Source organism: Planotetraspora kaengkrachanensis, from assembly GCF_016862895.1.
Lineage (GTDB): Bacteria > Actinomycetota > Actinomycetes > Streptosporangiales > Streptosporangiaceae > Planotetraspora > Planotetraspora kaengkrachanensis.
In genome coordinates this window covers 89160-100969 of record NZ_BONV01000035.1, presented here as the reverse complement: position 1 = coordinate 100969, position 11810 = coordinate 89160, and the positions used below count along the sequence as shown (strand labels likewise).

Genomic DNA, 11810 nt, shown 5'->3' with positions numbered 1-11810 from the left:
TTCTATAACTCTTCAATGAGTTCTATAACAGTGAGTGTGGCATGGGCGGCGTGGACGCGCCACCACCGGTACCCGGCACGGCAGTCAGGAGGGCCTTCGGCGGCGAATCGCGGCACGAGCGTGCGGATCAGTTCCTTCGACGGGCTTCATGCATGACGCATGGTCCCCGTTCAGCCTGTGCATGGCGGCCGCTACGCTCGGAGACACCATCCGCCCCGCCGCGGGTCGCATCGGGAGGACCTCAGTGACCGAGCCCGTCCGCTCCTGGCCACGCCTGCTCGCAGCGCTTCTGCGGGGGCACGACCTCAATGCGGACGACACCCGATGGGCCATGCGACAGGTCATGGACGACGCGGCCGATCCCGCCCAACTCGCTGGATTCCTGGTCGCCCTGCGTGCCAAGGGTGAGAGCAGCGCAGAGCTCCGCGGAATGCTCGACGCCCTTATGGAACGGGTCGTACCCCTCCCAGTAGACGGCGCGGACGTCGTCGACATCGTGGGTACCGGCGGCGATGGCGCCCACACCGTGAACGTGAGCACCATGGCGGCGATCGTTGTGGCCGCCGCCGGCGCCCCAGTCGTCAAGCACGGCGGCCGATCGGTGTCCAGTAAGGCCGGTTCCGCCGACGTCCTGGAAGCCCTGGGCCTTCCGCTCGATCTCACGCCTGACGACATCGCCCGGTGCTTGCGCGAGGTCGGTATCGGCTTCACCTTCGCCCCGCGTTTTCACCACGGGCTGCGTCACGCCGTCCCGGTCCGCAAGGCGCTCGGCGTCCCCACCGCCATCAACTACCTGGCGCCGCTGACCAACCCCGCCAGTCCCCGTGCCGCCCTTGTCGGCTGCTCCAATGTCGCCCTTGTCCCGGTCTTGGCGCGTGTCCTCGCCGAACGGGGTACCAGCGCCCTGGTCGTGCGCGGAGAGGACGGGCTCGACGAAATCACCACCGCCGCCCCCACCAACGTCTGGATCGCCGACATCGACGGCGTCCGGGAGGAGACGCTGGACGCTGCCGCCTTCGGACTCCGGCGCAGCACACCGGACGCGCTCCGCGGCGGTGACGCCGCCTACAACGCCTCGGTCGTCCACCGAGTCTTGGCGGGTGAGCCGGGCGCCGTCCGCGACGCCGTTCTCGCCAACGCCGCCGGAGCCCTCGCCGCCCACCGCAACCTCGGCGGAGGCCTCCATAACGCCTTCGCGACCGGTTTGGAGGAAGCGCGCCACGCCATTGATAGCGGCGGCGCCGCCACCACCCTCCAGAACTGGCTGAAGCTCGCGTCATCTCTGGCCGGCCAGCAGCGCTGACCAATTATGACCGGCCCCACGCGTCCCAGGGTCCCGTCGTAGGCGTTGTGACTTCTTGCTCACGAAGCGCTGGTCATGCCCTGACGTTTGTCCAGGTGAAGGCTCATGTTCAGTGCATGGATGTGCACTGAAGGGCTGGGCTGGGCAACCCGGATGTCACTCAGTTCGACTCGGCCACTACTGAGGGCGCGTGGTCCGTTCGGACATGCCACCTCTCGACTTCCCTCGGTGCATTCAGTAGCCTCCGGCGGGATGATCATGCGCACGCGTTTGGACAGGCCGAGCGACGGTCGGCGACGCCGGTGGGCCGCGGTGGCAGTCCTGCTGGCTCTGTGCCTGGCCAGTGCAGCCACGTCGGCATGCGCTGCGGCTACGGGATCAGGGCATGCGGGCATCACCCCACTCTCGCCAGGCGCCCCCTTGACGCCTTCGCCTGCCGACTCCTCGCCTCGCGTGTGGCCGAGCGACTTCGAGTTCGACGCGAGGATCCCGATAGCCCCGCAGCCCTCCGCATGGGAGTGGCCTGTGGGAAGCCGGGGCGACCTCGTACGGCGGGCCCTGCTGAGGCGATTCCACGATGCGACGGTCCTGGACGGGGTGCCGGCCGAGGCGCTGCCGTTCACCAGCGAGCGGATCGCGGATATGGGTCAGACGCAGATCGGCGCCCCGCCAGTCGACCACCCGGAGTGCCAGCAGTGGACCCAGGGCATTTGGAGCACCGTCACCTCGCTGAAGAAAGAGCCCGACGGAGTGCTCGGCGGTGCCTTCCTCGTCGACTCCACCAAGGGCGCCTTCGGTGGGCCGGCGCTGAGCGAGTCGATCGTGTACGCCCCCGGTCCCGCCCTGGACCGCCTAGAGGCCGGCCCGCCCGATTCGTGTGCCACCGTGCGCCTGACCGACGGGCAGAAGAGGTGGACACATCGCTACGAGCAGGTCGCGCTACCGAGCCCCGCGGGCGCGAAGGCGTACCGTCTGTGGGACCCATCCGGAGCCAACGCGGCGACCTGGGCCGCCCTGATCCGCCACGGTGACTACCTCATCGAGGTGCGCCTCATCGTGCTCCCCTTTTCAGCAGACGTTCCCGACGACATTGCCGGCGATCGGGCCATGCTTGCCGACCTGACCAGTCAGGCATACGCAAGGGCCGCGTCGATCCTGAAGTGACGATCACATGGGCCTGAAGGCCGGGTTCTAATCCCTGCGTTTTCTCTGAACTGCGACTGCTCTCCGAAACCGGGCCTGAGCTGGGATTTCATTGTCTAGCAGTTTGCCAACGGTTCGGAGATCTCGCGCGCCGGCGGAACAGAGACGGAACAACGGCCCCTCCCGACGACAGTCACCCATCGGCGTTGTCGCGCATCTGGTCAGTCACAGGGCGCCGCAGCCACAGCCGCGCGTTGGTTGGAGCGAGGTCCTCCAGTTGACGCTTGATAAAGCAGATGCTTGAGTACCCCGCATGGGAATCACTATCGAGGATCAGCGGCTCGATGCCATGTTCACGGCGCTCAGCGACCCCACCAGGCGCGACATCGTGGTCCGGCTGAGCGCGGGCGAGGCGACGGTCAAGGAGCTGGCGGAGCCGTACGCCATGAGCATGCAGGCCGTGTCGCAGCACATCCGGGTGCTCGAGCGGTCCGGCCTGATCAGCCGAGGGCGGCACCGGCAAACCCGGCCGTGTCGGCTCGAACCGGCGGCGCTGGAGGCCGCTGTCTCGTGGATCGAGGAGAGCCGGCGCACATGGTCAGAGCGAATGGACCGGCTGGAGACGCACCTCGCCTGCTTGCAGAAGGGTGCGAACCAGTGAACGACGACGAACTCGTCTACCGGCGGGTCTTCCGCGCGCCGCGCGAGCTGGTGTGGCGGTGCCTCACCGAGCCCGCCGAGCTCGCGCATTTCTGGGGTCCGCGCGGCATGGTCACCCCGATCGACGGCATCATCGTCGAACTCCGCCCCGGCGGCCGCTTCGAGACCCTGATGCTCGGCGAGCTCGGCAGCCACCGGATGGTCGCCACCTTCACCGAGGTCGTCCCGCCCGAGCGGCTCGCCTGGGTCGAGCCAGCGAGCGGGATGCACACCACCACCACGCTCAACGACCGCGGCGACGGCACAACCGCGGTCGTCATCCATCAGCGGTACGTGCCCGAGGCGATGCGCATGCCCAATGCCCGCGCTGGCTTCCTCACCTCCCTCGACAAGCTCGAGGAGCACCTCTCCCACCACGTGCAAGGAGACCGATCGTGACCGACCTGCAGTCCTGGGTGGCGCCGACCTACGACCGGCTCGCCGACCTGCTCGCCGCCGCGGCCATCGGGACCTGGGACGCCCCGTCGCTGTGCGAGAAGTGGCTCGTGCGCCACGTGATCGCGCACGTGACGATGCCGACGCGGCTGACTCCCGCGCAGTTCGGGGCCGAGATGGCGGCGGCGGGCGGCGACTTCACCGTGCTCTCCGACACCGTGGCCGCGCGGGACGCTTCGTTGCCGGTCGCCGACCTCCTCGACCAGCTCCGATCGCCGAGACTGCATGCGTGGGAGCCGCCGGGCGGCGGTGCAGTCGGTGCACTGAGCCATGCCGTCATCCACTCCCTGGACGTGACGATCGCGCTCGACCGGCCCGCGGTTGCACCGGGAGAAGCTGCGACCGCCATCCTCGACCAGCTCACCGCCGCCAACGGCACCTGGTTCGGAGTCGACCTGACCGATGTCCGGCTCGAGGCCGCCGACACCGACTGGAGCTGGGGAAACGGCCGGCTCGTTCGAGCCGACAGCGGCTCGCTAGTGGCATTCCTGAGCGGCCGCGCGCTGCCCGACGGCCGGAGACTGCCCCGCGGCTGATACACCGGGGCTGATGCCTTCAGGTGAAGACCCCAGGACAGCACGTCTGCGGACGTCCAACACGACTCCACGTGTTGCCGTACTGCGAGATTCAGATTGCTTCGGCCTGCGCTGTTGGTCCGGTCTGTTGAGCGTCCGCAGCCGTAAGGCTGGGTTGCTGTTGCGCCCGGTCTGACGTCCGCACATCGGCAGAAGAGGAAGTGTCGCCGGCCTAGCCGTGATCATGTAAAGCATCAGGCGGGGCCGAAGCGTCAAGCATCAACCGCGGTCTGACATTGTCCTGCTTCGGTTGATGCTTGACATTGCGGCCTCGGTTGACGGTCGACATGATCAATCCGGAGGCGTGCCTGATTAGTAGTGCGCGAGGACCTGGGTAACGGGGTGGCCGACAATGCTGGCCATGTCGGCGAGTTCCTGGGCGTCGAGTTCGTATTGGGCGCGAGTGGGGTTCATGGCACTCACCTCGAATCGCGCGAAGCCGACCGGCCAGTCGTAGTGGAGCGTATCCAGCCCGACCACGGCGCCACAGCAGGGCACCGTCATGTCCAGGTGGTCGAAGCTCACGCCGCCGTTTTCCCTGACCACGTCGCCCAACCAGTCCACGCTGATATCACTTCGGCAGCGCGAGCACGTGATCTGGCTGGTGTTCTCGCCAGCGTCTATCAGGGTGATCCGGTCGTAGAACTCATAGTCGACATACTCCACGGCATCGCCGGGACCAGAGAAGAGCCCGGCGACGTAGGCCACGGCCGCGCCGGCGACCTCGGGGCTCGGCTGCCAATTCAGGTCGGTCGGAATCAGACGGATGTACATATCACTCACGGCGCCCAGGATGCCCGATGGCGTCACGAAGGCCCGAGCTTGGGGGTCAGCCTTGCTGTGATCATATAAATCATCACCCGAGACCAATCCGTCAACCATCAACCGAGGTCCGACAGCGGTGCTGCCTCTGTGGTCCCGTCCCTGGACGTGGGCAAGCGCAGTCCTGGTGCCTGATCAGGAAGGCCAGTTGGCGGCCGAGACCAATCCCGAGGGTCGTCGAGCAGGACCTTGCCGTCCGAGAACGTGGCCCGCTGAAACGCGACCTTTCCGCCCGAGAACGTAGCCTCGCCGAACAAGATCACGCTGTCCGAGAACGTGCCGCCCGCGAGTCCCCGCGGTTTCCTCGTTGACCGTCTCGACTGGCACATCTGTGGCACGCAAGTGATCGTGCAGTGCACTCGTCAGCAGTACCCGCCACTGGCCGCTGGATAGTCTCCGGGATGACGGACAGCGAGTTGATCGTTGACCTCCGCGGTCGGGAGGTCGAGACACTCAACGACTTCTGGAACGCATCCGTTGGCGTTGTCACGCAGTTCGTCACGCAGAGGAGCCCGCTGGTCTACTTGCATCCCACTCTGTGGCAGACGGATAGCGGCACGCCGCAAGGTCTTCGGCAAGGTCCTCCAAGGTGAGGTCGGCGTTAAGCAGGGTGACCACTGCCTGCGTCAGCGGACGGAGAGCATAGATGTGCCGCACCGCATCCAGGTTCACGGGAACTTCGTAGTAGTCCTCAGCGAACCGCTGGAACGCCTCCGGAGACGGATCGATAAGCAGCGCGAACAGGTGCGCGGAGCCGTCGGGGTCCCTCTCAGCCTCCGGATACTCGATCTCTCCCACCCGCCAACGGTCGTCGGCATCCTCCCGCCACAGGCAGACGGTCACGACCGGCATACCGTCCTCATCGCAGAACGCGGGCTCCTCCACACAGTGGTGGAAGGTGTCCGGGACAGATTCCAGCAGCCCCGGCCACGGGCCGTCGTTCCCATAAGGGCTCATCACCGCCTCGTGATCGAAACCGCGGATATACGCGCCGCCGGCCAAGAAAACGATGGAGTATTCGTCTCCCGAGCCGTTCCGCATCGATGCCATCTCCTCCGCCGGATCCCAGTTCGCGTCGAAGGAGTGGTAGCGGCTCTCCCAGTCCGGACTCAGGACCGCCTCCAGCACCGCCATAGAGCGGCACAGGTCGCGAAGCACCGGGACATCCGGCAATAGCCGGGCCACGTCATAAGCAGTCATAAGGATCATCTAATCGGACGTCGGCGACATCCTCTCGGTGCATCCTCTCTCAGGAGCCCGCTCTCGCAGTTGCACCGCGGCGGGACTGATCGGGGTTAGGCGGCACGCCTAGAGTCGGCCTGTAGGCCGGGTTCAGATTGCGCACGCTCTCTACCTGCACGGATTCGCTCTGAACCACAAGCGACCTGGGAAAACGCTTCCGTTCGTTGTCATCGCTTGCCAGCACTCTATGAAAGCCGTGTGCCCCCAAAGCGCCCCGGCCCTCTCTGCCCTGGACTCGCTGACGATCGAGGCAAACGTACAATGCCGATCATGGCTGATGTCTCGACCGACTCGACGGTTACGGGTGTGGAGTTCTCGCGACCGGAGGGGCGGGTTTCCCGGGCGATGCTTACCGCGATCATGGCGTGGGTCGCGGCCTTCGTCGCCGGTGCCCTGGTGAGCGGGCAGGTCATGCATGAGTGTGATTTTGATCTGTACAGGAAATCCTGGACCACTGCATGTGGCCCAACGGGTATGTGGCTAACCGTAGGTAGCTTCGGATGGCTTGCCACTCCCCTTGTTTGGCTGGTAGTGGGGCTCTTCGTCGGCTTGGCGCCTAGGCGGTTTATCCGGCTTCGACGGACAGCAGTTCAAATAATGCCTGGCCTGCCAATGGCCATTATTGCGCTGTGGGCTCTCGTCTTCGTCTTCTATTGGCTGGGGGTCCGCTGAGAGAGCGGTCCACTAGCTCGGGCGCGGGGCGGCACGAAGCGCCCCATTGAACCTGGGACCTCTTCCTTATCAGGGAACGGCACCGATGGTTTGGCGGAATGATCTGGACGGTTGGAGCGAACGGCCCTCAGTTGACGAAGCGCGTCCTTGAGCGCCGGGTCAAGAGAGCTCATCATCGTGGCGTCTGGTCACAGTCACTCCGGGCGGGCCTCGATCGGAGTACGCGGGTCAGCTTGAATCTTCTGCAGCCGCCGTTCCCAGAGCGAGATGCCTACGCCCGCCCCGAGCCACGCGGCCATGATCAAAGTGCCCCATGGCACATCAAGCAGCAGGAAGGACAAAAGGACGAGAGGCGCAGCGAGAGCGAGTGCCGCGAACAGCACCGCCCGGATGATTTCCTGACGTCTGGTCACGACTCCTCCGACCGCACCGGGCGGGCTACGAACGACTCCATGCTCTTCTCCGTGCAGATCAGCCCTCCCTCGCGGAGCGCCGTCAGCGCCGTGTGAGCCGTCATGCCGATCCCCCTGTGCCCTCCCTACCTCGCCGGCACCGTACCAAGCGAGGTCGACCTTGAGACCAGGCCGGGTGACCTCTTCGGTGTGAAGTAAACAGAACGCGCATCCGCTCTGCGGCACAAGTGGCAGTCACCTGCGCGAACATCCGCGAGCGTCGACCACATGCCGGCGCCGAGCCCGCGCCGATCTGATGCCGGCGAATGCGTCCGATGGCGCATGTCACCGGTGAACATCAGTACGTCGCTGGCTCGGCCGGGTCGGACTTGTGATCAAGCGGATTCGCCTCAGGGAACCGGCTGCTGAGTCGGCACCCCATTCCGGCCGGAGCAAGCGGATCTCACCGATCGCTCGCAGTCGATGGGCTCTGTGCGGGACGAAGGCCGGCGGCCGCTTCCACCGGTGCCCGGCGGCCCAGGGCCAGGCCGAGCGCGGCGAAGGCGAGCATCCAGGCCATGAGCGTCAGCCGGCCGACGGTGAAGGTGTCGTCGCCGAACAGGAAGACACCGGGCAGGACGAGCAGGAAGACCGCCAGGCCGCAGGTCAGCGGGGCGTACGCGGCCCATCCCGTCCACTGCCTGGTCTTGATGGTGGCGATTCCGGCCAGGACGAACCCGATGCCGATGAGGATGCTGGTGATGCCGTAGCCCGTATCGAGGGCGTCGGTCTGCGACGTGGGATACGCGGAGTCGGCCAGCACGATCGCGCCGGCCTCACAGAAGGTCAGCCCCACGAGACCCACCATGGCCGTCCACGAACCGGCCCGGCCCAGACCGCCGCCGGCGGCACCGGAGCGGATGAGCCCGAACACACCGGCGAGCAACAGCAGGTGGTTGACGATGATCAGACTTTCCGAGACGGCGAAGGCCCCCGGAGTGTGCGGGTAGCTGTACCGGTCGGTGCCGACGGAGGGCGACACGAAGAGGCCGACCAGCGCGACGAGCACGCCGACGATCGCGCCGGCCAGGCAGAGCCGGCCGGAGACGCGCACGAAACCGGGCTGCGTCCCGGTTGCGGAGGTGATGTTCATATGCCGGACGGTAGAGAACGGTCGGCGCGACGCCATCCGGGAAACCACTCAGCGAAGTACTCAGACCCCCCACACCGTCCGGACCGGAGTTTACGATCATTCAATGGAGGTCTTCGTCGGCCGGGTCCGAGAGCTGGCAGCTCTGGAAAGGCGTGTGGCCGCGGCCCGCGAGGGCAGCGGTGCGCTGGTCCTGGTGGAGGGCGAGGCCGGTGCGGGAAAGACGGCTCTTGCCCATTCGGTCGTGCATCTCGCGCGGCGTGCCGGTGTGCGGACGGTGTGGGGTGCCTGCCGCGAGGGTGAAGGCGCACCCGCGTACCAGCCGTGGGTCCAGATCCTGCGCGAGCTGGGGCACTCCTCCGCATTGCCGCTCGACCCGGCGGCCGCGGAGACGGGCAGCCGCTTTCACCTTTTCGAGGACGTCGTGGGTGTGTTGCGCGGCGCGGCCGAAGATGCCGGCCTGCTGCTGGTCCTCGACGACCTGCACTGGGCGGACGTTCCGTCGATACGGCTGCTGCAGGCGGTCGCGTCGGCGGTCGCCGACTCCCGGTTGCTCGTGATCGGGCTCTATCGCGCCGGCGACGGGTTCCCGCACGCGGGCCCGGCCGAGGCGCTGCTGCCGTTGACCCGGGAGCGGGCCTCCACCCGCCTCAGCCTGGGGGGCCTCGCCCCGGCCGAGGTCGCCGAGCTGGCTGAGCATGTGCTCGGGCATCGCCCGGCGCGTGCCCTGCTGCGGACGGTGGAGGAGCGTGCTGAGGGCAATCCGCTGTTCGTGCTGGAGCTGCTGCGGCTGGTCGAGACGGCCGGGACCCTCGACCTCGGACTGCCCGGCGGCGTGCGCCATGTCGTCGGACGCCGCCTGGACGGCCTCCCGGCCGCGACCCGCCGGCTGCTACGGCATGCCGCGGTGCTGGGTCGCGACTTCACCGGCGAGGCCTTGGGTGCGCTCGTCGGCGAGAGCGTCGAGGACGCGCTCGACCTCCTGGATCCCGCACTCGCGGCGGAGGTGATCCGCGCCGACGGGCATTTTCTGCGCTTCACACATGTGCTGACCCAGGAGGTGCTGTACGCCGAGCTGCCCACCGCCACGCGCCGCCGGCTGCACGCGCAGGCGGCCGACGTCGTCAGGTCGATGAGTGCGCAGGACGTTCCGGTCGACGCCCTCGCATACCACCTGCGTCAGTCCGCTCCGCTCGGCAACGCGGAGGAGGCGCTGCGGGTCACGCGTGCGGCCGCGACGAGGGCACGCGCCCAACTGGCCTACGAGCACGCGGCCTTCCAGTACCGTGCGGCGCTCGACCTGCTGACGCTGCTGCCGAACGGCGCCGCTCAGCAGCCGGAACTGCTGCTGGAGCTGGCACGATGCGAGTTCCGTTCCGGCGCGGTCGAGGAGGCGTGGCGGTCGTGCCAGATCGCGGCCGACCTGGGGCGGGCGACGGGCGAGGGAGCGGTCGTTGCGGACGCCGCGACCGTGTTGCGCGGCATCTCCAACTCGCCGGTGACGGCTGCGATCCACGTGATGTGCCGGGAGGCGCTGAACCTGCTGGACGGCTCCGATGAGGTGCGCGAGGCGAAGGCGCTGGCACAGCTCGTCATCACGGCAGACCCTTTCGCCGAACGCGGAGAGAGCGACCTGGGCCTGCGCGCCCTGCGGACGGCCGAGGCGACCGGCGATCCCGACGCCCGGTTCCTGGCCATGCAGGCGCGCTACACCGAGCTGGCCGACGGCCGGCACGTGCTGGAGCAGCTGTCGATCGGTGAACGCGCGATCCGTCTCGCGCGCGAGACCGGACACCATGAATACGCGGCCTGGGGACACACCTGGCGGCTCGACGCGTTCTGGGAGCTGGGCCGACGAGTCCAGCTCGACACCGAACTGAAGGCGTTCGGCGTCGTGGTGGCTCAACTGCGAGAGCCGCTGTGGCGGTGGAGGCTCATCTTGACGCAGGCGGCGGTGGCGCTGCTGGAGGGCCGGTTCGAGCAGGCGGGTGGGCTCGCCGACGAGGCGCTGGCGATCGGATTACGCGCCGGCCACGAGGGCGCGGCGTTCATCCACCTGGTCTTCCGCTCGCATCTGGGCCTGCAGAACGGGGCGGGGCTCGACCAGGTCGAGGCCGCGGTGCGCGGGTTCGTGGAGACCGGCCCGTACCTGGCGCGGAGCTGGCACGCGCTCGTGCTCACCGGCATGGGACGACGTGACGACGCCGAAGCCCTGTGGGAGGCGATCACCCCGCATCTGGCCGCCTTCCCCCGTGACGCACCGGAGTGGATCGTCTCCGGGGCCGGGAACGCCCAGCTCTGCGTCGCGTTCGACGACCGCGTCACGGCCGCGGCCGTCTACGAGGCCCTGCTTCCGTACGCCGACCGGCAGGTGGCCCCCATAGCGCACAACCCGAGCTCCGGCCCCGTGTCGCTGTATCTCGGCATGCTCGCGACGCTCCTGCGCCGGTGGGAGGTTGCAGGGGATCATCTGCACGCCGCGCTGGCGTCCTGCCAGGCGATGGGCTCGGCGCCGTACGAGGCGTACACACGATTCGAACTGGCCAGGCTGCTGCGACTGCACCCGCCGTCGGGCGCGGGCGCGGCCGCCGAGGAGCATCTCGACGGCGCGCTGCGGATCGCCCGCCGCCTGGGCATGCCGTCGCTGCTGGCCGACGCCGAGGCGCTGCATGAGGCCCGGGGACGCGCGGGCGTGCTCACCCCACGCGAGGAACAGGTCGCCGAACTCATCGCCGAGGGGCTCAGCAACCGGCAGATCGCGCACCGCCTGCGCATGGCGGAACGCACGGCGGAAAACCACGTCACGCACATCCTGACCAAGCTCGGCTTCGACTCCCGCGCCGGCGTCGCCGCCTGGTACACCGCGCGCAGGCACGCCGGCTGAGTACCGGCCTGAGTGATCCCCCCGATGGCAGCCGGCATCGAGGTGCCTAGCCTGACCGATGGCGTAGCCGATCGAGCGGCTGAGGGAGGATCCGGCGTCATGCATGCGGTGATCGGAATCTGGACGGTGGACCCGGCCTGGCACGACGAGCAGCACCGCCTGCTGCGGGAAGAGATCATCCCGCTCGTCAGGCGCCAGCCCGGGTTTCTGACCGGCTACTGGATGCACGATCCGGAGAGCGGCAGGAGTCACACGACGGCCGTTTTCCACGACCTGGAGTCGGCCGGCAGATTCAAGGCACTTGTCGAGAGTGGTACCCGGCAGGCCGCCCGGGTCGGCGTCGTCAGCGCCGTCCTCACCACCGTGGACGTCGTCGCCCACGCGGAGCACCCGGACAGTCCTCCGCGCTGAACCCGCCCCAAGGCCGACATTTCGCGATTCGGTGGGGTTGTATGATGAGCTTGTATAACAA

At 67.8% G+C, this 11810-nt stretch carries 12 protein-coding genes; 8 read left to right on the top strand and 4 right to left on the bottom strand.

Features of this window, described 5'->3' with window-relative positions:
- Positions 1 to 244: 244 nt before the first annotated feature.
- The 5 genes from trpD to Pka01_RS30270 all read left to right on the top strand — a co-directional run bounded on the left by trpD (position 245) and on the right by Pka01_RS30270 (position 4137).
- A complete protein-coding gene (gene trpD, locus Pka01_RS30290) occupies positions 245 to 1303 on the top strand; it encodes an anthranilate phosphoribosyltransferase (protein ID WP_203886340.1) in 1059 nt (352 codons plus the stop codon).
- A 420-nt stretch (positions 1304 to 1723) separates the two neighbouring features.
- Positions 1724 to 2467, top strand: coding sequence for a hypothetical protein (locus Pka01_RS30285; protein WP_203886339.1), 744 nt, complete (start codon positions 1724 to 1726; stop codon positions 2465 to 2467).
- A 292-nt stretch (positions 2468 to 2759) separates the two neighbouring features.
- Entirely contained in the window at positions 2760 to 3107 is a 348-nt protein-coding gene (locus tag Pka01_RS30280; RefSeq protein ID WP_239115561.1) for an ArsR/SmtB family transcription factor, read from the top strand.
- A complete protein-coding gene (locus Pka01_RS30275) occupies positions 3104 to 3544 on the top strand; it encodes an SRPBCC family protein (protein ID WP_203886338.1) in 441 nt (146 codons plus the stop codon). The genes Pka01_RS30280 and Pka01_RS30275 overlap by 4 nt, the downstream gene beginning before the upstream one ends.
- Positions 3541 to 4137, top strand: a complete 597-nt coding sequence (locus Pka01_RS30270; protein ID WP_203886337.1) for a maleylpyruvate isomerase family mycothiol-dependent enzyme — start codon at positions 3541 to 3543, stop codon at positions 4135 to 4137. The genes Pka01_RS30275 and Pka01_RS30270 overlap by 4 nt, the downstream gene beginning before the upstream one ends.
- Positions 4138 to 4488: 351 nt before the next feature.
- Here the strand turns inward: Pka01_RS30270 and Pka01_RS30265 are convergent, their stop codons facing one another.
- Both Pka01_RS30265 and Pka01_RS30260 read right to left on the bottom strand, forming a co-directional pair.
- On the bottom strand, positions 4489 to 4959 hold the full coding sequence (locus tag Pka01_RS30265; protein WP_203886336.1) for a hypothetical protein: 471 nt from the start codon (positions 4957 to 4959) through the stop codon (positions 4489 to 4491).
- Between the two features lie 537 nt (positions 4960 to 5496).
- Positions 5497 to 6198 carry a hypothetical protein gene (locus Pka01_RS30260; RefSeq protein WP_203886335.1) on the bottom strand — a complete coding sequence of 234 codons (702 nt, stop codon included), beginning with the start codon at positions 6196 to 6198 and terminating at the stop codon, positions 5497 to 5499.
- Between the two features lie 312 nt (positions 6199 to 6510).
- Here Pka01_RS30260 and Pka01_RS30255 point away from each other — a divergent pair, with 312 nt between their 5' ends.
- Positions 6511 to 6912 carry a hypothetical protein gene (locus Pka01_RS30255; RefSeq protein WP_203886334.1) on the top strand — a complete coding sequence of 134 codons (402 nt, stop codon included), beginning with the start codon at positions 6511 to 6513 and terminating at the stop codon, positions 6910 to 6912.
- 194 nt (positions 6913 to 7106) lie between these two features.
- Here the strand turns inward: Pka01_RS30255 and Pka01_RS30250 are convergent, their stop codons facing one another.
- Together Pka01_RS30250 and Pka01_RS30245 are read right to left on the bottom strand one after the other, a co-directional pair.
- A complete protein-coding gene (locus Pka01_RS30250) occupies positions 7107 to 7325 on the bottom strand; it encodes a hypothetical protein (RefSeq protein WP_203886333.1) in 219 nt (72 codons plus the stop codon).
- 442 nt (positions 7326 to 7767) lie between these two features.
- Positions 7768 to 8457, bottom strand: a complete 690-nt coding sequence (locus Pka01_RS30245; protein ID WP_203886332.1) for a hypothetical protein — start codon at positions 8455 to 8457, stop codon at positions 7768 to 7770.
- Between the two features lie 103 nt (positions 8458 to 8560).
- Here Pka01_RS30245 and Pka01_RS30240 point away from each other — a divergent pair, with 103 nt between their 5' ends.
- Both Pka01_RS30240 and Pka01_RS30235 read left to right on the top strand, forming a co-directional pair.
- The gene (locus Pka01_RS30240) at positions 8561 to 11338 is read left to right on the top strand and encodes an ATP-binding protein (RefSeq protein ID WP_203886331.1); all 2778 of its coding nucleotides are present in this window, start codon (positions 8561 to 8563) and stop codon (positions 11336 to 11338) included.
- A 99-nt stretch (positions 11339 to 11437) separates the two neighbouring features.
- Complete coding sequence (locus Pka01_RS30235; RefSeq protein WP_203886330.1) at positions 11438 to 11749, top strand: hypothetical protein; 312 nt, start codon at positions 11438 to 11440, stop codon at positions 11747 to 11749.
- Positions 11750 to 11810: the final 61 nt, after the last annotated feature.